Origin of the sequence: Oryzibacillus soli (assembly GCF_051594765.1) — a bacterium.
In the GTDB taxonomy this organism is placed as follows: Bacteria; Bacillota; Bacilli; order Paenibacillales; family NBRC-103111; genus Paenibacillus_AR.
Window position 1 is genome coordinate 85,630 of sequence record NZ_JBPPGJ010000009.1, and the last position, 21,400, is coordinate 107,029.

Sequence of the window (21,400 nt, forward strand, 5' to 3'; positions counted from 1 at the left end):
CTTCTGGAGGAGGAAGATACGGATGCAGAAGAAAACCGTCAAGGACATTATGACAACGGATATCGCAACGGTGACTCTGAAGGATAACGTCTACGAGATCGCTGTTCTGATGGCGAAGAATGATATCGGCTTCGTGCCGGTGGTGGACGGCAAGAAGCTCCTCGGTGTTGTGACCGACCGTGACTTGGTTGTCCGCGGCTATGCGGAGAAAAATGAGGGCTCCGCCAAGGTGGAGAAGGTGATGAGCAATGACGTGACGACCATCACTTCGGACACCACCATCGACGAAGCCGCGAAGCTGATGGCGAAAAACCAGATCCGACGTCTGCCCGTCGTCGACAACGGCAACCTGGTCGGTGTTGTGGCCATCGGGGACTTGGCAGTCCGCGACAAGTTCGAGGACGAAGCCGGGGATGCTCTGAGCAAGATCTCCGAGAAGGATCTGACTACTGCCGGTAAATAATCAATATCGAAACCTCCTGCCCTTACGATGGGCATGGAGGTTTTTATTTTGTGGCTTGCTGGGCAGCCCATAGCCCTTTCTTGCCGCTGCGCGCTTCTCTCTCGAGCTTTTGAAATTGCTTCGAATACATCACGTTGGGCGGAACCGTCATCAAGTTGGCGTAGCCTTCGGCGATCAGCTCCTCATTGAACATCCGGGTCTCGCCCTGAATGAAGATATACCTCAGCAGCCGACCATACTTGTCCTTGTCTTCGGCATCGGCGTAAGCAAGGATGGTTTTGCCCGTCAGTCTAGATTTGGCGTAATCGCTGGCCTCCTTGCCGTAAGCTTCGACCGGAGAACCGGGTTTGACCGTCTCTGGGGTATCCACCCCGATGAGCCGGATTCTCTCCTTAGTGGCGGTCTCCAGTGTATCCCCATCCACCACCCGTTTGACGACATAGGTTTCCGGCGTATGGCCGTTAAGATCCGGATAAGCTTCTAGGATGGCAGAAGCATAAGCCGGTTTCCTTCCGGAGGAAGGCGGAGAGACGGAGGTTGTGCAAGCCGTGGCAGTCATCGCCAGGGCGATCAGCAGGGCCAGTCCTGCTTTCTTGAATATCATGTCGAACCCCCCCGGATGTAAGCTGCACTCTTATTTTAGCGTATGGGAAAGTTAAAGGATACGGGACCCTTGGGCATACTAGAAAGAATACCAATATTCTATTACTCCGAAGGAAGGGATACGATGAAATGGCTGACCGAGGAGCCTCCGCTTCTGATCCAGAAGGATCTGACGGTATGGCTGGCCGCCGACCACCCGGAAGCGCCGCAGGTCCGGGATACCTTGTCCCTGTTCGCGGAGCTGGCGAAAAGCCCGGGCCATCTTCACCTGTACCGCATCAGTCCGCTGTCGCTCTGGAACGCTGCCGCATCCGGTTTGGATCCGGAGAGCATCTGCCGGTTTCTGCACGCCAACAGCAAGCTGGGACTGCCGCAGACGATTCGCATGCACATCCGGCAGACCATGGAACGGTACGGCATGTTCCGCTTAACCAGCGATGAGTCCGGGGCGCTATTGCTGCATTCCTCAGACGAAGAAGCCTTGCAGACACTCCGATCCTTGCCCTCCGTCGTCCGCTTGCTGAACGGCAACAGGGAGCCGCTCGCAGTGGAGGTCAAGCCGGGCGAAAGAGGGCGGATCAAGCAGGAGTTGATCCGGCAGGGCTACCCTGTGGAGGACGCAGCCGGCTTCGTTCACGGGGAGCCGCTGCCGTTCCGCATCCGAGAAACACTGCCCAACGGGGCACGCTTCCGGCTCCGGGACTATCAGGAGCAGGCGGTGGAGGCGTTCCGTCGGGGCGGCTTCACGGGCGGCAGCGGGGTGCTGGTGCTTCCCTGCGGGGCCGGTAAGACGGTGGTGGGCTTGGCTGCCATGGAGCAGTACCGGGAGGAGACCTTGATCCTCGCTCCCAATGTGACGTCGGTCCGCCAATGGAAGCGGGAGCTGCTGGAGAAGACGGATCTGGACCCGTCCATGGTCGGCGAGTACAGCGGGGAACGCAAGGAGGTCCGGCCGGTTACGATCGCGACCTATCAAATTCTCACCCACCGGGGCCAGAAAGACGGAGCCTTCGAGCATATGGAGCTGTTCATCAAGCGGAATTGGGGACTTATCATCTACGACGAGGTCCATCTCCTTCCGGCACCGGTGTTTCGGGTTACGGCGGAGCTGCAGGCCAAGAGGCGTCTGGGCCTGACGGCTACTCTGATCCGGGAGGACGGCTGCGAGGCGGATGTATTCTCGCTGGTCGGGCCGAAACGTTTCGAAGCCCCATGGAAAAGGCTGGAGTCCGAAGGGTGGCTGGCGAAAGTCCAATGTAGGGAAGTCCGGGTGCCGTTCGAGGAGGAGGACGGGATGAGGTACGCCTTCTCGGGAGCGAGGGATAAGATACGGATTGCCGGGGAGAACCCGCTTAAGCTAAGCTGGATCGACCGGATTCTGCGGTTTCACTCCGCGAGCCAGGACCGGATCCTGATCATCGGCCAATACCTGGACCAGCTGCGGGCCGTCTCGGAGCGGACGGGAGCGCCCATGATATCCGGCGAGATGAAGCAGGACGAGAGGGAGAGGATGTTTCAAGCGTTCCGGGAAGGCAGTCTGAAGTGCCTGGTGGTCTCCAAGGTCGCAAATTTTGCCGTGGATCTTCCGGATGCTTCCGTGGCGGTTCAAATCTCCGGCAGCTTCGGCTCCCGGCAGGAGGAGGCCCAACGGCTGGGACGAATCTTGCGGCCCAAAAAAGGCGGCAACGAAGCCTTCTTCTATACCTTGGTGACGAAGGACTCCAAGGAACAGGATTTTGCCGGCAACCGGCAGCTGTTCCTGTTGGAGCAGGGCTACCAGTACGAGATTCTGGAGTCGGATTCTCTTCCTGCCGATGATGCGCTGTTTATCCGACGCGGCAGCGAGGAGTCTGTGGAGGTGGAGACATGAAGCTCCGTACTTGGCTGGAGAGATTGTCGGTATCCCGTCTTGAGCACTACCGGAGGGTGCTGGACCTCCAGGGCGAACCCGGGGATCCGGATTTTATGGAGGCGGCGGCTAGGCGCCTATCCTCGCAAGAGCTGCTGGAGGCTGGCCTCTCCCGCCAGCGGCCGTGGGTGAAAGCGGTCCTGCGGTGCGCCGTCGTGCGCTTTGCCTCCCATCCCTTCTCCATGGAGGAGCTGGAACGGGAGGCACTGTCCTTCGGCATCAGCGGAGCCCATGTCAAGGCGGCTCTGGGAGTCCTGAGACATTACGGCTGGATCCTGGCCTTGCGCAAATCCTGGGGTGACGAGGTCTTCCTGCTTCCGGAGGATACATGGAAAGCCTGGCAGCGGCTGCTGGTGCCCGGTAATCTCTCCGAGGCACCGGCTTCCGTGGAGGTGGACAGCTTCCCTGTAGGGAACCCGGGATGCGCCGCATACGATGTTCTCACCCTGCTAGGGATGCTCAAAGATGACGGGGTGCTTCTGACTAAGACGGGCTTCTGGCCCAAGCCGGCGCTGAAAAAGCTGGAAAGCCTGCTGATCGTCGAGGATGACGATCTGCAAGCGGCAGGCTTGGCTATCCGCCCGCAGACGCCCTGCGGTCCGGCGGCGGCCGCTGTTATGGACCTGGCTCTGCGTTCCGGCCTGATCGCGGTTCGGGACGGCAGATGGAGACTCCGGGAGAGGGCCGTTGATCTATGGACAGCCCGTCCGGTTTCAGATGTCCAGCGGGAGCTGTACGGGTATTGGCTTGACGCCCAGATCTCCATGGAGGCTTGGGAGCTTCATGCTTTCGCCAAGCTGGAGGAGACGGAATCTGGCAAGTGGTATTATCTGGATGGACTATTTGAATGGCTTCGGGACTGTGGTATGATAAAAAGAATAGCCGACGGCTTGTTGTCGGAATATGTCCGGACCCGGCTTCTTCCTTTGCAGGCCATGGGCTGGATCCGACTGTGCGAGACGCCATCCGGAGGCTATGCGTTTCAATTGCCGTTTGCTTTGTCGAACCCTGCCCAACCTGAAGGGGAAACCTATCAGGGCCTGATTCTTCAACCCGATCTGGAGATGATCCTGACGCCTTATCCGCCGCTCGAGCTATTATGGAAGGCGACGGATTGGTCCGATACGATATCCCGCGGAGACCTGTTCGTCCTCCGGTTAACCCGGGACAGCATCTGCCGGGGGATTGCACGAGGATGGGATGCCGAAGAGATCTTGAAGATTCTGACGGCGCACAGCTCTTATCCGATCGATGCCCGTGTATCGGCTATGATCCGGGATTGGGCCGGTGCGGAGCGTGCGGTCATCCGGACGGGACTGGCTCTCTTGGAGCTTCAGGACCCTCTGTGCCGCGATATTCTGGACGGGGACCCGGAGGCGAGGGAGCTGCTGTCCGAATGCTTGGGAGAGGGCCGGTATGCCGTTCCGTTGTCCGATCTTCCCAAGCTGGAGCGTCATCTGGAGAGGCTGGGGATATTGGCTTTGCGGCGAGGGGCTGCGGTACCGGACCCGGGCCAGGAAGAGCTCGATGAGGCGGAGACGGAACTTCCGGCGGCGATCCTCCTGCCTGGCAGGATCGAACCCGTCTGCACGCCGTCTCCCGAAGGCGGGCAGGATCCGTTCCAGGGCGAATGGAGCCAGGTGCCCGCAGCTTGGCTGGAGCGGCTGGCGGCCTATCACCCCTCCACCCGGAAGGATATGATCAAGAAGGCTATCGAGTGGAAGGCTCCGGTCCGCATCGCCGGCAAAGGCGTGCAGGATTGGGAGATCATTCCCCTCTCGATCCGGGAGAACGGGCAGGGCTGGGCGGTGGAAGGACTGCGGGAGCAGACCAGGATTACGGTTCCGGCGGACCAGTGGGACCAGATCAGAATTATATTGCCGGGTGTCAGCGATTAGTCGAAGCCCGCGTTATAGGAGAGAGGAGAGTGCGGCGATGAGTGTCATGGAAAGAACTGCGTTGGACATGTCCGCGCTGCTGCTCGGCGCATACGAGCTGGGAGATATGATCCTGGCATCGGGGGAAGCCGCGGACTATCTCCAATGGAAGAAGGCGATGGCGGAGGATCCGGCGGCTCAAGAGCTGATCCGCAAGCTGCAGAAGCAGAAGGATCTGTTCGAGGAGTGTCAGCGCTTCGGTCATTTCCATCCGGAATACCACAAGGCTATGGATGCAGTCCGAGCCGTTCAGGAGGAATTGGACGGAGTGGAGAGCGTCAGACGATTCAAGGAAGCGGAGGAACGCCTGGACGATCTCTTGTACGAGGTATCCGAGACGATCGCCCGTTCCGTATCGGACAGCATCAAGGTTCCTACGAACAAGCTGCTGCCGGAAAGCGGAGGCTGCAGCTCCGGTGGGAGCTGCAGCGGGAAGTGCGGGTAACGCATCCGTGGATCAAATCTGGGGAGGCTCTTGCTTCTTCAGCATAAATACCGGAAGTATCTCCCCGACGGGAGTCCCCTTCCAGTTATGGAGCACAGGCTTATGGAAGCCGGCGAGGGCTTCGGCTTCGCCGGCTTCCAACCAGCCAAGCTGGACCAAGGCTTCGGTAACAGCCGGATAGATGGCTCGCTGGGTGCCGTCCTCGATCTTCAAGGCCAACCCGAGTTCACGTTCCGGATAGGTGACGGTGAAGACGCCTTCGGCTCCCATCTTGCCGACGAGGCGTCCGGACGTGACCTCGATGAGCCGCGTATCATAGCGGCCGGATCCGGCGATCTGGAACGGATGGGCTCGAAGCGCATCCAGAATCCGTCCCGCCGCTTGGCCTTGGGCACCGGTACGGTCCATACTCCGTGCACCCAGATCTGCATAAGCCGCTGCGAGGCGGTGCAGCGGGAGCCCGAACACGGGGACACCGCAGCCGTCGGTGCCGAGCACCAGTTGTGATACAGGGACGCCGGACATCTCGCTGACCTTGCGGATCATAAGCTGCTGGACCGGGTGCCCGGGTTCCATATAGTGGTCGGTCGGCGCACCCAGCCGGAGAGATAGGGCGAGCATGCCCGCATGCTTGCCGGAACAATTGTTATGGAGCTCCGTAGGAGCGGTGCCCGCTGCTGCCAGCTTGTCGGCGGCAGCCGCATCGAACGGGGCGTGGGGCCCGCACTGGAGACAGCTGCAGGGTAGTCCAAGCTTATGGAGCATGGAAGCCGCCGCATCCGTGTGCGGCTCCTCTCCGTTGTGGGAGGCGCACAGCAAGGCGATCTCCTCCGGCGTGAAGCCGTATACATCGGCCGCACCCGATTCGATGATAGGCAGAGCCTGGATCGGCTTCATGGAGGACCGGGCATAGATGACCTTGCGGGGATCCCCCGCCGAATAAAAAATGCGGCCCGTCCGGTCGGATACCGCAATGTGGCCCCTGTGGGCGCTTTCGATTAGGGTTCCTCTGGTGACATGAAGCAGAATTTCCGAATCCGACATGATTGAACATCTCCACATTACTCATTTTTGTATAAGAACCGTCTATGAAAGAGAGGGAAATCATATGATTACAGAAAGAACCGGTCTGATCGTCTGGCTGAACGACGTCAAACCCGCCAAGAACCTGGAACGCTTCGGAAGCATCCATTATATCTCGAAGAAGATGCAGTATGTGGTGCTGTATACGTTCACCGAGAAGCTGGAGGAGACGCTCAAGGGACTGCAGCGGCTGCCCTATGTCAAGAAGGTGGAGCAATCCTTCCGTAATGAAATCAAGACGGAATATAACAGTAATATACCAGATCGGACTCGATTCTACACGTCCTAACGTCAAAATGCGACTAGATTATCAAAAAAAACTTCGTACTTTAAAAGAAATTTTATAAAACCTGGTAAAAATATCAATTGGAAAATAAGTTCCAATAGGGTATTATATATTCATATAGAGTAAAGTACATAGGCCTACGGTCCTGGTTATGGCCGGAGAGGAGTGGGGAGAATGAGAGACAAACAAATGGATCGATGGAGTACCTATGAGCCTTTTTACGTCGTCCTTGGAGATAAGAAAGTTGCGGATATCGTCATCACAAACCACGCCAGATCCAGATGGATGGACCGGGTGGAAAACGAGAGAACGGGGTTCGAGGACATCTGCTCCTTCCTGTGGTCCAAGCTGAAGGATGGCCGGATCGAGCCGTATTACCGCAATGAGCAGGACGTCTATCTGATTGACGACGATCTGGTTATGGTCGCCGAATTCGCCCCCTTGGAGCACGAAACGGACTTGACGGGCGGGATGATTCACAAGATGATCGTGGTGACCTTCCTGGGCCGCATGTCCGAAACGATCGAGCTGCGGGATCTGAAATCCTACTATTCCTGGCTGCGGCATTCCAGAAGAATGACCCTGATCAAGAATAGCCGGAAGCGGAAATAAGACCGTGCTTCATTCTATGACGAACGGCAAGCATACGTGAACGGAGCGTCAGCGTCCGGGGAGCGGAATGCTTTTTTTGTTGTTTTGTTATAGAATGGAAGGGAAAGGATGGTGAACGGTGCATGGCGCTTAATTTCCATCAGCTGCACATTTTCTTTACCGTCGCGGAAAAGGGGAGCTTCTCCGGGGCCGCACAGGCACTGCACATGACTCAGCCTGCCGTTACGATGCAGGTCCAATCCTTGGAAGAATATTTCGGAACGAAGCTGTTCTCGCGAACCACCAAGAAGATCGAGCTGACGGAAGCCGGTCGGGCGCTTCTGCCCTTTGCCAAACGGAGCATTGAGCTGATGCGCGAAACCGAAACCGGCATGTCCCGTTTCACTCATATGCTGGAAGGCCGGCTTCAGCTGGGAGCCAGCCTGACAATCGGAGAATACATCCTGCCAAGAATCCTCGGACCCTTCGGCAAGGAATTCCCCCACATCTCGGTGAGCATGAAGGTGATGAATACGACCCAGATCCTGGACGAAATCCTGCAGCATCAGCTGACCTTCGGTCTGGTGGAGGCACCAATCGACCATTCGGATGTCCAGATGGAGCCGGTGCTGTCCGATGAGCTGAAGCTGATCGTTCCGGCGGGGCACGAGCTGGCGAATCGGGAGCGGATTACGCTGGAGGATGCCCTGCAGTATCCGTTCGTTCTCCGGGAGCAGGGCTCCGGAACCCGCCGGGTGATGGAGGAGGAGCTGCTCAGGAGAGGCAAGGATCCCTCTGTGATGAAGATCCTGATGGAGCTGGGAAGCACAGGAGCGGTCAAATCTGCCGTGGAAGCCAACCTGGGGCTGTCCATCCTGTCCCAGTCGTCCGTCAAGCACGAGCTGGCGCTGGGGATACTGCAGGCGAAGAGCATCGAAGGCATCCGCTTCATGCGCAACTTCTACTCGATTCATCTGAAGTCCACGCTGCTGCCCATCTCTGCGGTGACCTTCCTGACCTTTATGCGGGAGCGGGATTTGAGCCAATGGCTCTGAATCGTCCGCCCACCGGTATCAGATCGGCCTGCAAGTTGCATGCTATGAAGGGCGAAATTGCCGCAGGAGGAACCATAACCCTATGAATATGTTGAGGGAAGCGGATCTGCATACCCATACCATTGCCTCGGACGGGACGGAGACGCCTGCGGATAATGTCCGCACGGCTCTGGCGGCCGGGCTTTTTGCCGTGGCCATCACCGACCATGATACCGTCTCGGGCATCGGAGAGGCGTTGGAAGAGGGGAAGCGTGTAGGAATTACCGTGGTGCCGGGGGTAGAGATCAGCACGGTGGCTGCCGGGCGTGACATTCACGTTCTGGGATATTATCTACGGTGGGAGGATCCCCTTCTCCTGGAGCGTCTGGCGGAGCTTCGGGCCGTCCGCGACCGGCGGAACGATCTCATGCTGGAGAAGCTGCGGGAACTGGGGATTGCCATTACCATGGATGAGGTGCTGGCGCTCCGCAACAGCCGAGGCAAGCCTGATGAAACCGTAGGCAGGCCCCATATCGCAGAGGTGCTGATGCACAAGGGCGTTGTCCGTTCCCTGCGGGAGGCATTCGACCGATACCTGGGATCCGGCGGGGCCGCTTATGTGAATCCTCCGAGAATCCGTCCGGAAACGGCCATCACCTGGATCCATGAAGCAGGAGGTGCCGCCGTTCTGGCCCATCCCGGGATTTATGGCGATGATGCGCTGGTGGATGAACTGCTGGATGGCGCCGGATGGGACGGAGTGGAAGCTTATCATTCCGATCATACGCCGGAGCAGTGTGAGCGGTACCGGTCCATGGCGGAGTCGAGAGGACTTATCGTTACGGCAGGGTCTGACTACCACGGACAGCGAGGAGGCGTGGTGTTCCACGCCCCTCTCGGCTCGCAGCGTGCGCCCGCCGAAGTGCTGAAGCAGCTGGAGCATGCTGCGGAGCGGTATCAGAATATGGAACAGATAGAGGAGTAGAGGACATGCGGATTAAGAAGGCCATCATTCCCGCTGCGGGATTGGGTACGCGCTTCCTGCCAGCTACGAAGGCGCAGCCGAAGGAAATGCTGCCGATCGTCGATAAGCCGGCGATCCAATATATTGTGGAGGAAGCTATCGAATCCGGCATCGAGGATATTATGATTGTAACGGGCCGCAATAAACGGGCGATTGAGGATCATTTTGACAAGTCGCTGGAGCTGGAGATGATGCTGGAGGAGAACGGGAAGCACGAGCTGCTCCGGATCGTTCAGAACGTCTCCAATCTGATGGACGTTCACTACATTCGCCAGAAGGAGCCCCTCGGCCTTGGACATGCCGTGCTCTGCGCCCGTAAGTTCATCGGCAACGAGCCGTTTGCTCTGCTGCTGGGGGATGACATCATCGCTTCGGAGCCTCCGTGTCTCAGGCAGATGATGGAGCTCTATGAAGAGGCGGAAACCTCGGTGATTGCGGTGCAGGAGGTGGAGTGGGAGGATGTGAACAAGTACGGGATCATCTCTCCAGCCGGACAGGACGGCAAGATCCAGTACATCGAGGATCTGATCGAGAAGCCGGATCGGGATCAGGCGCCTTCCAACATGGCCGTGATCGGCCGCTATGTGATCGAGCCGGAAATCTTCGAGATTCTGGAGAAGCAGCCACCAGGACGGGGCGGAGAAATTCAGCTGACCGACGCGCTGCGGGTGATGAATGCCAGCAAGCGGATGGCGGCATTCCGCCAATGCGGCCAGCGGTACGATACCGGCGACAAGCTGGGGTACATAGAAGCGACCATCGAATTTGCATTGAAGCGTCCGGAGCTGGCGCCGCATCTGAGAGCGTATTTGACCGATCTGGTCAAAGAGTGGCAGTAAAGAGACAGGGATAGCAGAAACCAGGCATCATGGGGGTCCAAACTACGTTTTGGGGGAAATCGGAATGGTTGTCGAGAACATCGCGGTAATCGGTACGGGGTATGTAGGATTGGTATCGGGGACATGCTTCTCCGAGATCGGGCATCAGGTGGTATGCGTGGACCGGGACGAAGGCAAGATCGAGCGGCTGAGACGGTCGGTGATGCCGATCTACGAGCCGGGGCTCGAAGAGATGGTGACGCGCAACATGGAGGCCGGACGGCTCAGCTTCACGACCAGTACCGAGGAAGCGGTTCGGAAATCGGATCTCATCTACGTGGCGGTCGGAACGCCGCCGATGGAGGATGGGGATGTGGACCGTTCGCAGGTGGAAGCGGCTCTGAAGGAGATTGCCGCCGCTATGAACGGATACAAGATCATTGTGATGAAGAGCACGGTGCCCGTAGGCACCGGACGCTGGGCGGAGGAACTCATCCGCAAGCACCAGCCGCAGCCGGTGGAGTTCGATGTGGTCTCGAACCCGGAGTTTCTGCGGGAAGGGACGGCGATCTATGATACGTTCCACATGGACCGGATCGTCATCGGCGCTGAGCGGGAGGAGGCGGCCCAGCGGATCGCCAAGCAGCAGGAGGCGTTCCAAGCGCCTGTCCTGATCACGTCGAGGGAAACCTCGGAGCTGATCAAATACGCAGCCAATGCTTTCCTCGCCACCAAGATCTCCTTCATCAACGAGATGGCCAACATCTGCGAGAAGGTGGGCGCCGACGTGGTGGACGTGGCCAAGGGCATCGGCATGGATAAGCGGATCGGCGGACATTTCCTGCAGGCTGGCATCGGCTACGGCGGCTCCTGCTTCCCGAAGGATACGAGGGCGCAGCTGAAGATCGCGGAGAATGTGCAGTATGACTTCAAGATTCTGCGATCCGTCATCGAGGTCAACCAGCTGCAGCGCTCGCGGTTCACGGACAAGATCCGGGCGGCCTTGGGCGGGAATCCCGCCGGCAAGACGGTGGCGGTGCTCGGGCTGGCGTTCAAGCCCAACACGGACGACCTCCGCGATGCACCGGCGCTGGACATCATCCGCTCGCTGATCGGCCATGGAGTCACGGTTCACGGGTATGACCCCATCGCCACGGAGGCGGCCTCCCGGCAGCTGCCGGCGGTGAAGATGTTCACCGATCCGTACGAGGCACTGGCGGGAGCGGACGCATTGGTCATCACCACCGAGTGGGACACGGTGAAGCAGCTGGATCTGCAGCAGGTCAAGCGGCTGATGCACCAGCCCGTCATCGTGGACGGACGCAATGTTTATGCGGAAGCGGTCATGCGAGAAGCCGGCTTCCGGTATTATTGCGTCGGGCGCAAGGGCGTGCTGTAAGGTTGGCCGTAGGAATAAACCCCGCAGGGATGCGGGGTTTTTTGGTTTTTTGGAGGAAGCGCCGGAGGAGGCGGAACAGCGGCCGATGCGGAGGTTACTCTATGAATAGCGCCCAAAGGAGCTATTTCGTTGAGCAGCAGCAAGCCCGCCACGGATCCCGCCCCAAATAGCGCCCAAAGGAGCTATTTTTGGGGTGAAGGAGGGCGTGGAACTGAAAATAGCGCCCATAGGAGCTATTTCGTTGAGCAGCAGCAGGCCCGCCGCGGATCCCGCCCCCAATTAGTGCCCCAAGGAGCTATTTTTGGGGTGAAGGAGGGCTTGGAACTGAAAATAGCACCCAAAGGAGCTATTTCGCATCACGGCGCTGAGACTAGAGGTCGGCGAATCTCTTTTTCCACATAGGGTGAAGCCGGTACCGGTGAATGCGGGAGCCTACCGTGTACGGCTCGAAGATGCCTCGCTCCGTCAAGACTCGAAGCAAGGCCGCGGACTGTCTCTTGCCGACGCCCAGCATACGTTTGATCTCGGAGGGGCGCACCACACCGTCCGACAGAAGTGCGGTTCTGACGATCTCCCGCTCAACAAGTGATAGCTCGTACTGCATGGTATTGCCATAGTATCGGCCCAACAGCTGCTGCAGGAGCTGCTGGCATCGGCGGGGATGTTCCCGAATCTCGTCATACGAGAAACGGAAGACCTTCCAGCCGTCCATAACCAGATGGTTCTGACGGTTCAAATGATCCGTAAATTGCCATCGGTTGACGTCCCGCTGGTGGGAGCCGAATCCGTCGATCTCGAAGCAGATCCGATAGGGCGCCCGTATGTAGGCGAAATCCAGGAAACGGGTCCCGTCCCTGAAGTCCTCTACCTCGTATTCTGCATGCAGCCCGTCCCATCGCCCTACTGCCGGCCACCATACCTGCTCCAAGAACAACCGTTCCGCATGCCCGTGCCCCCTCTGCAAACGCTCCAGACCCGCGGCCGATCTGCCCGCCTCTTGCTCCATAAGAAACGTACGATAAGCTGTCTCAAATATTTCCACCCTCTTCACGCTCCCCGTCAAAAAAATAACGCCGCATTAACTCCACGAAGGAGCTAAAGCGGCGTGTGCTTCACGACAAACCAATATCCGGTACCTCTCTATCCTACGATTCCCGGGACAAAAGGGCAAGTCCTAGGGAGATCTCCTTCACACGATGAACGGCAGCGCGAACAGCGTGGCCAGCAGCAGGAGCGGGATGAAGAAGCCCAATCCTGCGCCCGGATAGCCGATGCCCGGATAGCCGATGCCCGGGTAACCGAAACCGGGCAAGCCGAAGGCTTGGGTCCGAACCGGCTTCGTTGGTTTGGCGCCGGCCTTCTTGGACTTAGGGGCAAGCTTGCGCGCAAGAACCTCCGCCTGCTCACTTGTGTATAGCGACTTGAAATACACGTTGCCATCCCGTACGCCGTCCAAAATCCCGATGATGGTGTCGCCGTCATGGGTGACGGCCATCACCGCCTTGCCGCAGTGGGGCAGGCAGGCTTCGGCCTGGATCGGATAGGAAGCGATCATCTGCATGTGTCTCACACTCCATGTTCATTGATGAAATCCGTTGCCCTATCAGCATACGCAGTGGCCGGGCATACGGATATGAGGCAAATGCTCCGATTCAGGAGGAGGGGGCACCCAACTTTTTACCCATGGCTTCAGGGGATGCCGCCGATGCGACTCACCGCCGCTAACCGCCGCTCACCACGCTTTACACGTCAAAAAAGCCGCCCAAGAGCATCCCAGCTCTGTGAGCAGCCTTCTTTACACGTCCCTCAGGTACCCTTTGCAGGCCTAAGCGATTTCACCAGCTGCTCATCCGGGGTGATGAACAGCGTCTTCTGATGATCGTAGATGACGAATCCGGGCTTGGCGCCGCTGGGCTTGCGGACATGGCGGATCAGCGTGTAGTCCACCGGCACCTGGCTGGACGACTTCGCCTGGCTGTAGTAGGCCGCCAACTGGGACGCCTCGTTCAGAGTCGCATCCCCATAGGTGGCGCTTCGGATCACCACGTGGGAGCCGGGGATGTCCTTGGTATGCAGCCACGTATCCGACGCTTGGGCCAGCCGGTTGGTCAGATATTCGTTCTGCGTATTGTTCTTGCCGACGTAGATGGGAATGCCCTCGCTCGAGGTAAAGCAGGCCACTACCGGCTTATCGTTCTTCTTCTTGCGCCGGGCCTTCTTGTTCCGGTCCCGAAGGTAGCCCTGGTCCACCAGCTCGTCGCGAATCTCCTCGATATCCTGCATGGCCGCATTGTCCAGCTGCTGGAGGAGGGACTCCAGGTATGCGATCTCGCTGTTGGTCGATACGATCTGCTCCTGGACCGCGATGAGGCTGTTCTTCATCTTCGTATATTTCTTATAGTAGCGCTGGGCGTTCTCCGACGGGTTGAGCAGGGGATCGAGAGCAATTTTGACGGTGGCCTGATCTTCGTCGTAATAATTGACGGCCTCCACTTCCTTGTCGCCCCGTTTGATGACGTGCAGGTGGCCCGTGACCAGCTCGCCCAGGATGCGGAACCGGTCCGCATTTCTTGCTTCCTCCATAGTGTCGGCCAGCTTTTCCAGCTTCTTCACGTTCTTGTTGCGCTCGTTCTGAAGGAAACGCAGCAGATCCTGGGTCCGCTGCTTCACCGTATCCCGCTCCGCCTTGTCCCCGTAATACAGCTCCAGGACGCCGCTCACCGTCTCCGTGCGCCGGCGTTCCCCCTCCACATGCGTCAGCTCAATCACCGAAAAGAAGGCTTTGCCTTTGGTATCCGTCACCATATTCGGAATGAATCGGTCCTGCCGGATATCCGACATGACCGACTCGAAGGCCGGCCATAGATGCTCCGGCTGAACCGCCAGCCCTGTAGTTTCGAAGCTGCGGTGCACGATCTCCTTCGCCACCAAGGGCGAAAGTCCGCTGAAGCGGTCCACCAGACGCTGCTCCGGCGAGAGCCGACCCTCCGCATCCTCCATCGCATGCAGGAACCCGTCGAAGTCCGTTTCCAGTGGATTGGCTTTGCCCTGGTCCGGCGGCGACACATAGGCGGAGCCGGGTAGGACGATCCGATGGCTGCTGATGGCCGGGGTTACGTGGTGGATGCCGTCCTGGATGATGCCCGTGTCGGGATCCATCAGGATTAGGTTGCTGTGGCGCCCCATCAGCTCCATCACAATATGCTTCACGCTGACGTCCCCCAGCTCATCCAGCTGGCGGGTGCGGAAGCGGATCATCCGCTCCATGCCCACCTGTTCCACCGCTTCGATCACGGCGCTTTCGCAATGCTTGCGGAGCAGCATGCAGAACATGGGAGCCTCGAAGGGATTCATGAACGTCTGCTCGGTAAAATGGGCCCGCGGATACGTCGGATTCGCGGACAGCAGCAGCTTCCGGTTGGCCCCCTGGGCCCGAAGCTGGATGACAATATCATGGTCGGAGGGCTGATGGATTTTGTTGATCCGGCCTCCCACACAAGCTTGAAGCTCGCGAACGAGCGCATGTACGACTAATCCGTCCAAAGCCATGGTTACACTCCCGTTTCTCTTCTCCTGCTGATGAGCGCCGCGGAGGCAATCGTGAGCCTCGCTTCGGCCGCTTCTTTACTATATTGCCATAATCCGCCGGAAAACTTAAGCGGAAATGTCGGTTCCACCCGTTTTTTCCGGAGGCGGCTGGACGAAGAAGCCGTTCGGCGTGAAGGGGAGACGACCCGAATGCAGAAGGGGGACGAGACTTTTTCGGTGCTAAGTTGACGCTTGTCTGAATACATTGAACCTAGGACGGGACAAACGGGGCCATGTCCATGGCGTGCGGACCGACGTGCGGCCGGAGATCTGGATCGGTTGTCAGAAGGGGACCATGGGTCAAAGGAGGAAGCGCAAAGCATGAGTGAGAAAAACTGGTATCAGATGTCGGCGAACGAGACGCTGCAAACGCTGAATACCCATCCGGCCAAGGGCCTGACCTCCAAGGAGGCGGATGCCAGGCTGGAGGCCTACGGCTGGAATGAGCTGTCCGAGGGCAAGGCGGTTTCGCCGGTGACGCTGTTCTTGAACCAGTTCAAGGACTTTATGGTTCTGGTGCTGATGGGGGCAACCATGATTTCGGGCCTGCTCGGCGAATACCTGGATGCCATCACCATCGTAGCCATCATCGTCATGAACGGCATTCTGGGCTTCATTCAGGAATTCCGGGCAGAGCGGTCACTTCGTGCGCTGAAGGAGCTGTCGGCTCCCCATGCGAAGGTGCTGCGGGACGGCGAGCTGGTGATGCTGCCGGCGAAGGAGCTGGTGCCGGGAGACATCGTGGTGCTGGAGAGCGGAGACCGGGTGCCGGCGGATATCCGATGGCTGGAGACGAACAGCGTTTATGCGGAGGAATCGGCGCTGACCGGGGAATCGGTCCCGGTAGGCAAGCATACCGATCCGCTGGAAGGTCCCGGAGTGCCTGTAGGGGACCAGCGGAATCTGGGGTTCATGGGAACGCTCCTAACTGCAGGTACGGCCAAATCGGTGGTCGTCCGCACCGGCATGGAGACCGAGATGGGCAAGATCGCGGGGCTCATTCAGAGCACGGAGGAAATGGAGACGCCGCTGCAACACCGGCTGGAGCAGCTGGGCAAGATTCTGATCGCCGTGGCGCTGGGGCTGACCGTCGTAGTCGTAGTGGCGGGGATCATGCACGGCCAGCCGGCCTACGCCATGTTCCTGGCGGGTGTCAGCCTGGCGGTAGCCGCCATTCCGGAGGGGCTTCCGGCCATCGTGACCATCGCGCTGGCGCTGGGCGTCCAGAGGATGATCAAGCGCAAGGCCATCGTGAGGAAGCTGCCCTCCGTCGAAACGTTGGGCTGCGCCTCCGTCATCTGCTCCGACAAGACGGGGACGCTGACCCAGAACAAAATGACCGTCACCCACCTGTGGAGCGGCGGCCAGCTGCTGGAGGTGACGGGGGACGGCTACAGCCCCCATGGAGAGATCAAACAGGCCGGCCGCACCGCCGATATCCGCCGGGACCAGACTCTGCGCAGGCTCCTGCAGGTGGCGGCGCTGTGCAACAACGCTACGCTTCACCAGGAGGAGCCGGAGGGGAAAGGCAAGAAGGGGAAGGACGTACAGCCGTCCGACCGGGTCTGGAGCATCAAGGGAGATCCTACCGAGGGCGCGCTGGTAGTGTTGGCCGCCAAAGCAGGGCTGACGGCGGGGGCTCTCGATGGGCTGTACCGGCGTGTAGCAGAGTTTCCCTTCGATTCCGACCGGAAGATGATGTCGGTGCTCCTGGAGCATCAAGGCGGCAGGCTGGTCATGGCCAAGGGGGCGCCGGACGTGCTGCTGGAGCGCTGCAGCTACATCCTCTGGGAGGATAAGGTGATTCCGTTCACCGGCACTCTCCGGCAGAAGGTGATGGCCGCCAACGAAGGGATGGCCAAATCGGCCTTGCGCGTGCTGGGTCTGGCCTACCGGGAGGTCAAGCCGGCGGAGCGCTGCGAATCCGGCGAGCATGCGGAGAATCATCTGGTCTTCGTGGGTCTGACGGGCATGATCGACCCGCCTCGCAAGGAGGTCCGCGAAGCCATCGTCAAGTGCAAGAAGGCGGGCATCAAGACGGTCATGATTACCGGCGACCATCAGACCACGGCAGAGGCCATCGCCAAGCAGTTGGGCATGCTGCCCCAGGGCGGACTGGTCCTGAACGGCACCCAGCTGGCCGCCATGTCGGAGGAGCAGCTGGAGGACAAGGTGGAGGACATCTACGTGTATGCCCGCGTCTCCCCGGAGCATAAGCTCCGCATCGTTAAGGCGCTTCAGAAAAAAGGCCACGTGGTGGCCATGACCGGCGACGGCGTCAATGACGCCCCGGCGATCAAGGCTGCGGACATCGGCATCTCCATGGGCATCAACGGCACGGATGTATCGAAGGAGGCGTCCGCGCTGATTCTTAGCGACGACAACTTCGCCACCATCGTCGCCGCCATCGAGGAAGGTCGGGGCATCTACGAGAACATCCGGAAGTTCATCCGCTATTTGCTGGCTTCGAACGTCGGGGAGATCATGACCATGTTCCTGGCCATGATGATGGGCATGCCGCTGCCGTTGATCCCCATCCAGATCCTGTGGGTCAACCTGGTGACCGATGGCCTTCCGGCCATGGCTCTGGGCGTGGACCAGGCGGAGAAGGATCTGATGCAGCACAAGCCGCGCAAGGCCAAGGAGAACATCTTCGCCCGCCGTCTCGGCTGGAAGATCATCAGCAGGGGCATCACCATCGGCGTCTGTACGCTGGCGGCCTTCTGGATCACTCTGCAGCAGGGGCCGGACGGCGACGCCGGCACGCTGGTAAGAGCCCAGACCGTAGCGTTCGCCACGCTGGTGCTGGCCCAGCTGATCCACGTGTTCGACTGCCGCAGCTCCCGGTCCATCTTCCATCGGAACCCGCTGCAGAACAAGTATCTGGTCCTGGCTGTCGTATCCTCGCTGGTCTTGATGCTGGCGGTTATGTACATCGATCCGCTGCAGGTCATCTTCAAGACCGTGGATCTGGGTGTGCAGGACTGGATCTTGTCCCTGATCGCAGCCGGCATCCCGACCTTCCTGTTCGGGATCGGCAGCGTCATGAGCAAGCCAAAGAAGCAGCGCGCCGTCATCGCCCCGGGACGTACGGGAGCCGGCAAGAAAGCAGCTTAAGCGGTCATTCTGGAATTTTATCATGCCACATGGAACGTCACCCTTCGGGTGGCGTTTTTTTTCTGACCGAGAGCCGGATGATCCGTCCATTCACGCCTTTACCCTATGCATTTGCTTGGATTTACGCTATTATAGTTGAAAATGAATTTCACACCGGCCGCCGGCCGCGGAATCAGTGAATCAAAACATACGAATGGTGCATGGCGAAGGCTCTCTGCCCGACGTATGCTTACCAATATCAGCACTGGGCCAGGCGGCCCGGCAGCTCTACGCACAGGGGGAAGCGAAGATGGAATTTACGAAGATGCATGGCTTGGGCAATGACTTTATCATCGTGGCAGGAGAACCGAAGCTGCCGGAGAATGCGGCGGAGCTGGCCATCCGGCTGTGCAACCGGTACACGGGCATCGGCGCCGACGGTCTGGTCTACATTCTTCCGTCGTCCAAGGGCGACTATATGATGCGGATCATCAACTCCGACGGCTCCGAGGCGGAGCAGTGCGGCAACGCCATCCGCTGTGTGGCCAAGTACGTCTATGACCACGGCATGGTGTCGAAGGACGAGGTGGTCATTGAGACGATCGGCGCAGGCGCCCAGAAGGTGCAGCTGACCGTGGAGGGCGGCAAGGTATCCAAGGTCCGCGTGGATATGGGCGAGCCGATCCTGAATGGCCTCCAGGTGCCGACGACGGTGGACGCCGATCCGGTAGTGAACCATCCCATTGAGGTGGACGGCCGCGAGTTCCGCTTCACCGCTGTTTCCATGGGCAATCCCCACTGCGTCATCTATGTGGACGACGCGGTGAACTTCGATCTCCATACGTGGGGGCCGAAGCTGGAGACGCATCCCATGTTCCCGAAGAAGATAAATGTGGAATTCACCACCGTCAAAACCCGCGACTTCGCGGACATGCGCGTATGGGAGCGGGGCGCTGGCCCGACGCTGGCCTGCGGAACAGGCGCATGTGCCACGCTGGTATCCTCGGTGCTGAACGGTCTGACCGACCGTACGGCCACCATCTCCTTGAAGGGCGGAGACTTGTTCATCGAGTGGAACGAGGCGGACAACCATGTATATATGACAGGGCCGGCTGAAGTCGTCTTCAAAGGCACGCTCTAATCAAGCAAGAGAGAATGGGTGGGAGAACGGATGGGAGTTAGAGAGGCGAAGCCCGGACTGCGTGAAGCCTTGGCAGAGCGGGTGCTGACAGGCGACGGGGCCATGGGCACGTATTTGTACCAGCTGGGCTTTCCCGTCGGAGTTTCCTATGAAGAGTTCAACTTAGACCGGCCGGATGTCATCATGGACGTCCACCGCCGATATTACGAGGCAGGGGCTCGCGTCATCGAGACGAACACGTACTCCGCCAGCCGGGACAAGCTGGCGAAGTTCGGCCTGGAGCAAGAAGTGGCGGCCATCAACCGGGCGGGCGTGGAGCTGGCCCGCAAGGCGTCTGGCGCCGATGCATATGTGCTGGGCTCCATCGGCTCCTTGTCGGCAGGCCGCAAGCGTCCCGCCGGCCGGGAACGGGTGCTCGACAACGTCAGGGAGCAGGCGGATGCCCTGCTCGGAGCGGGTGCGGATGGCATCATCCTAGAGACGTTCTACGTCTGGGAGGAGCTGGACGCGGCCCTTCAGGCCGTGCGTCAGGTCAGTGCGGACGTGCCGGTCATCTGCCAGTTCGCGACGGACGGCAGCGGGTTGACCCTGGACGGCGTCGGCTATACCGATGCCTTCACCCGGCTGAAGGATGCAGGGGCCGACGCGGTGGGCTTCAACTGCCACAGCGGACCCAACGGCATCCTCCGGGCCATGGAGAGGCTGGCCGGCGTCCAGCCGACGGCAGGTCTGCCGCTGTCGATATTCCCGAACGCGGGCCTGCCGGGACTGGTGGATGGCCGCTTCACGTACCTGGCTACGCCGGAATACTTCGCGGAGACCGCCCTCCGGTTCGCCCGTGCCGGAGCGCGGCTCGTCGGCGGCTGCTGCGGCACGACGCCGGAGCATGTGGCGGCCATCGCCCAGGCATTGGCCGGCTTCGTACCGGAGGCTCCGGCTGCTGGAGCAGCCGTGGTGGAGCGGGTGATCGTAAGCGATGCGGCACCTGCAGAAGCGCTCAAGAGCTTGACGCCTGAGGGGGCCGAACCTCCGGCACCTCCCGAGCCTACGATCCTCGATATGGTGCGCCGCCGGCATACCGTCATCGTGGAGCTGGACTCGCCGCGGGATCTGGCCATCGAGAAGTTCATGAAGGGAGCCGCCGCCTTGAAGGAGGCGGGCGCCGATGCCATCACCATGGCGGACAATTCCCTGGCTCAGACGAGAATGAGCAATCTGTCCATGGGCTATCTGGTCAAGGACCGTCTGGACATTCGGCCCCTCCTGCACATTGCTTGCCGGGACCGGAACCTGATCGGCACCCAGAGCCATCTGATGGGGCTGCATGCCCTGGGCATCAACCATGTGCTGGCCATTACCGGGGATCCCGCCCGGGTCGGGGACCTGCCGGGCTCCAGCTCCGTATATGATTTGACTTCCTTCGATCTGATCCGGATGACCAAGCAGCTGAACGAAGGGATCGCCTTCTCCGGCAAGCCTCTCAAGCAGAAGGCGAACTTCGTGGTCGGCGCGGCGTTCGATCCCAACGTGAAGTACCTGGATAAGGCCGTTCAGCGGATGGAGAAGAAGATCGAGGCCGGAGCGGATTACTTCATGACCCAGCCGGTATACGACACGGCTATGGTGGAGCGGCTGTACGAGGCGACCAAGCATATCACCGTTCCGATCTTCGTGGGCATCATGCCGCTCATCACGGGACGGAACGCCGAATTCCTTCACAACGAGGTGCCGGGCATCCGGATTCCGGACGCCGTGCGTGCCCGCATGGCGGGATTGGAGGGGGCCGAAGGCCGCCGCACGGGTGTGGAGATCGCCAAGGAGCTGGCGGACGCCGTGCTCAAGCGGTTCAAGGGCGTCTATCTGATGACGCCGATGCTGTTCTACGAGATGACGGCGGAGCTGACCCGGTATATCAAGATGAGGGCCGGCGACAACGCTTAGGTCAGGGGGCTTACTCGCAACGGTGAAGGAATCCCAGCCGGT

General features: G+C 59.6%; 18 protein-coding genes. 13 read left to right on the forward strand and 5 right to left on the reverse strand.

The features are described 5' to 3' along the window. Positions 1 to 22 precede the first annotated feature (22 nt). Entirely contained in the window at positions 23 to 463 is a 441-nt protein-coding gene (locus ACSEXW_RS13735; RefSeq protein WP_438446732.1) for a CBS domain-containing protein, read from the forward strand. 43 nt (positions 464 to 506) lie between these two features. Here ACSEXW_RS13735 and ACSEXW_RS13740 read toward each other — a convergent pair whose 3' ends face one another. Then, the gene (locus tag ACSEXW_RS13740) at positions 507 to 1,067 is read right to left on the reverse strand and encodes a thermonuclease family protein (RefSeq protein WP_438446733.1); all 561 of its coding nucleotides are present in this window, start codon (positions 1,065 to 1,067) and stop codon (positions 507 to 509) included. Positions 1,068 to 1,190: 123 nt separating this feature from the next. On the opposite strand from ACSEXW_RS13740, the gene ACSEXW_RS13745 reads away from it, so the two are divergent. From ACSEXW_RS13745 to ACSEXW_RS13755, 3 genes are read left to right on the forward strand one after another with little or no spacing between them, the layout of a single operon-like run. Further along, positions 1,191 to 2,936 carry a DNA repair helicase XPB gene (locus ACSEXW_RS13745; protein ID WP_438446734.1) on the forward strand — a complete coding sequence of 582 codons (1,746 nt, stop codon included), beginning with the start codon at positions 1,191 to 1,193 and terminating at the stop codon, positions 2,934 to 2,936. Then, on the forward strand, positions 2,933 to 4,873 hold the full coding sequence (locus ACSEXW_RS13750; RefSeq protein WP_438446735.1) for a helicase-associated domain-containing protein: 1,941 nt from the start codon (positions 2,933 to 2,935) through the stop codon (positions 4,871 to 4,873). The genes ACSEXW_RS13745 and ACSEXW_RS13750 overlap by 4 nt, the downstream gene beginning before the upstream one ends. A gap of 37 nt (positions 4,874 to 4,910) precedes the next feature. Then, positions 4,911 to 5,357, forward strand: coding sequence for a YlbF/YmcA family competence regulator (locus tag ACSEXW_RS13755; protein ID WP_438446736.1), 447 nt, complete (start codon positions 4,911 to 4,913; stop codon positions 5,355 to 5,357). 12 nt (positions 5,358 to 5,369) lie between these two features. On the opposite strand, the gene ACSEXW_RS13760 is transcribed toward ACSEXW_RS13755, so the two are convergent. Next, entirely contained in the window at positions 5,370 to 6,401 is a 1,032-nt protein-coding gene (locus tag ACSEXW_RS13760; RefSeq protein WP_438446737.1) for an asparaginase, read from the reverse strand. 64 nt (positions 6,402 to 6,465) lie between these two features. On the opposite strand from ACSEXW_RS13760, the gene ACSEXW_RS13765 reads away from it, so the two are divergent. The 6 genes from ACSEXW_RS13765 (at position 6,466) to ACSEXW_RS13790 (ending at position 11,592) form a co-directional block, all read left to right on the forward strand. Then, positions 6,466 to 6,729 (forward strand): YlbG family protein, encoded by a 264-nt coding sequence (locus ACSEXW_RS13765; RefSeq protein WP_438446738.1) that lies wholly within the window; start codon positions 6,466 to 6,468, stop codon positions 6,727 to 6,729. A gap of 171 nt (positions 6,730 to 6,900) precedes the next feature. Then, positions 6,901 to 7,338, forward strand: a complete 438-nt coding sequence (locus ACSEXW_RS13770; RefSeq protein WP_438446739.1) for a hypothetical protein — start codon at positions 6,901 to 6,903, stop codon at positions 7,336 to 7,338. Between the two features lie 122 nt (positions 7,339 to 7,460). Next, entirely contained in the window at positions 7,461 to 8,372 is a 912-nt protein-coding gene (locus tag ACSEXW_RS13775) for a selenium metabolism-associated LysR family transcriptional regulator (RefSeq protein ID WP_438446740.1), read from the forward strand. A gap of 88 nt (positions 8,373 to 8,460) precedes the next feature. Continuing rightward, positions 8,461 to 9,336: a PHP domain-containing protein gene (locus ACSEXW_RS13780; protein ID WP_438446936.1), complete on the forward strand. Its 876-nt coding sequence runs from the start codon at positions 8,461 to 8,463 to the stop codon at positions 9,334 to 9,336. Between the two features lie 5 nt (positions 9,337 to 9,341). Continuing rightward, positions 9,342 to 10,214 (forward strand): UTP--glucose-1-phosphate uridylyltransferase GalU, encoded by an 873-nt coding sequence (gene galU / locus ACSEXW_RS13785; RefSeq protein WP_438446741.1) that lies wholly within the window; start codon positions 9,342 to 9,344, stop codon positions 10,212 to 10,214. 64 nt (positions 10,215 to 10,278) lie between these two features. Then, positions 10,279 to 11,592: a UDP-glucose dehydrogenase family protein gene (locus ACSEXW_RS13790; RefSeq protein WP_438446742.1), complete on the forward strand. Its 1,314-nt coding sequence runs from the start codon at positions 10,279 to 10,281 to the stop codon at positions 11,590 to 11,592. Positions 11,593 to 11,962: 370 nt separating this feature from the next. Here the strand turns inward: ACSEXW_RS13790 and ACSEXW_RS13795 are convergent, their stop codons facing one another. From ACSEXW_RS13795 to ACSEXW_RS13805, 3 genes are all read right to left on the reverse strand, one after another. Further along, positions 11,963 to 12,634, reverse strand: coding sequence for a putative endonuclease domain-containing protein (locus tag ACSEXW_RS13795; protein ID WP_438446743.1), 672 nt, complete (start codon positions 12,632 to 12,634; stop codon positions 11,963 to 11,965). Positions 12,635 to 12,781: 147 nt separating this feature from the next. Next, positions 12,782 to 13,153, reverse strand: a complete 372-nt coding sequence (locus ACSEXW_RS13800; protein ID WP_438446744.1) for a hypothetical protein — start codon at positions 13,151 to 13,153, stop codon at positions 12,782 to 12,784. Between the two features lie 245 nt (positions 13,154 to 13,398). Further along, a complete protein-coding gene (locus ACSEXW_RS13805; protein WP_438446745.1) occupies positions 13,399 to 15,141 on the reverse strand; it encodes an Rqc2 family fibronectin-binding protein in 1,743 nt (580 codons plus the stop codon). Positions 15,142 to 15,501: 360 nt separating this feature from the next. Here ACSEXW_RS13805 and ACSEXW_RS13810 point away from each other — a divergent pair, with 360 nt between their 5' ends. The 3 genes from ACSEXW_RS13810 to ACSEXW_RS13820 all read left to right on the forward strand — a co-directional run bounded on the left by ACSEXW_RS13810 (position 15,502) and on the right by ACSEXW_RS13820 (position 21,358). Beyond that, entirely contained in the window at positions 15,502 to 18,297 is a 2,796-nt protein-coding gene (locus ACSEXW_RS13810; protein ID WP_438446746.1) for a calcium-translocating P-type ATPase, SERCA-type, read from the forward strand. A gap of 289 nt (positions 18,298 to 18,586) precedes the next feature. Next, positions 18,587 to 19,417 carry a diaminopimelate epimerase gene (gene dapF / locus ACSEXW_RS13815; RefSeq protein WP_438446747.1) on the forward strand — a complete coding sequence of 277 codons (831 nt, stop codon included), beginning with the start codon at positions 18,587 to 18,589 and terminating at the stop codon, positions 19,415 to 19,417. Between the two features lie 30 nt (positions 19,418 to 19,447). Further along, on the forward strand, positions 19,448 to 21,358 hold the full coding sequence (locus ACSEXW_RS13820; RefSeq protein ID WP_438446748.1) for a bifunctional homocysteine S-methyltransferase/methylenetetrahydrofolate reductase: 1,911 nt from the start codon (positions 19,448 to 19,450) through the stop codon (positions 21,356 to 21,358). Positions 21,359 to 21,400 lie beyond the last annotated feature (42 nt).

Excerpts from the sequence above, each read along its gene's own strand:
- ACSEXW_RS13735 (WP_438446732.1), top strand. The coding sequence starts at position 23 with ATGCAGAAGAAAACCGTCAAGGACATTATGACAACGGATATCGCAACG.
- ACSEXW_RS13740 (WP_438446733.1), bottom strand. The coding sequence starts at position 1,067 with ATGATATTCAAGAAAGCAGGACTGGCCCTGCTGATCGCCCTGGCGATG.
- ACSEXW_RS13745 (WP_438446734.1), top strand. The coding sequence starts at position 1,191 with ATGAAATGGCTGACCGAGGAGCCTCCGCTTCTGATCCAGAAGGATCTG.
- ACSEXW_RS13750 (WP_438446735.1), top strand. The coding sequence starts at position 2,933 with ATGAAGCTCCGTACTTGGCTGGAGAGATTGTCGGTATCCCGTCTTGAG.
- ACSEXW_RS13755 (WP_438446736.1), top strand. The coding sequence starts at position 4,911 with ATGAGTGTCATGGAAAGAACTGCGTTGGACATGTCCGCGCTGCTGCTC.
- ACSEXW_RS13760 (WP_438446737.1), bottom strand. The coding sequence starts at position 6,401 with ATGTCGGATTCGGAAATTCTGCTTCATGTCACCAGAGGAACCCTAATC.
- ACSEXW_RS13765 (WP_438446738.1), top strand. The coding sequence starts at position 6,466 with ATGATTACAGAAAGAACCGGTCTGATCGTCTGGCTGAACGACGTCAAA.
- ACSEXW_RS13770 (WP_438446739.1), top strand. The coding sequence starts at position 6,901 with ATGAGAGACAAACAAATGGATCGATGGAGTACCTATGAGCCTTTTTAC.
- ACSEXW_RS13775 (WP_438446740.1), top strand. The coding sequence starts at position 7,461 with ATGGCGCTTAATTTCCATCAGCTGCACATTTTCTTTACCGTCGCGGAA.
- ACSEXW_RS13780 (WP_438446936.1), top strand. The coding sequence starts at position 8,461 with ATGTTGAGGGAAGCGGATCTGCATACCCATACCATTGCCTCGGACGGG.
- galU (WP_438446741.1), top strand. The coding sequence starts at position 9,342 with ATGCGGATTAAGAAGGCCATCATTCCCGCTGCGGGATTGGGTACGCGC.
- ACSEXW_RS13790 (WP_438446742.1), top strand. The coding sequence starts at position 10,279 with ATGGTTGTCGAGAACATCGCGGTAATCGGTACGGGGTATGTAGGATTG.
- ACSEXW_RS13800 (WP_438446744.1), bottom strand. The coding sequence starts at position 13,153 with ATGCAGATGATCGCTTCCTATCCGATCCAGGCCGAAGCCTGCCTGCCC.
- ACSEXW_RS13805 (WP_438446745.1), bottom strand. The coding sequence starts at position 15,141 with ATGGCTTTGGACGGATTAGTCGTACATGCGCTCGTTCGCGAGCTTCAA.
- ACSEXW_RS13810 (WP_438446746.1), top strand. The coding sequence starts at position 15,502 with ATGAGTGAGAAAAACTGGTATCAGATGTCGGCGAACGAGACGCTGCAA.
- dapF (WP_438446747.1), top strand. The coding sequence starts at position 18,587 with ATGGAATTTACGAAGATGCATGGCTTGGGCAATGACTTTATCATCGTG.
- ACSEXW_RS13820 (WP_438446748.1), top strand. The coding sequence starts at position 19,448 with ATGGGAGTTAGAGAGGCGAAGCCCGGACTGCGTGAAGCCTTGGCAGAG.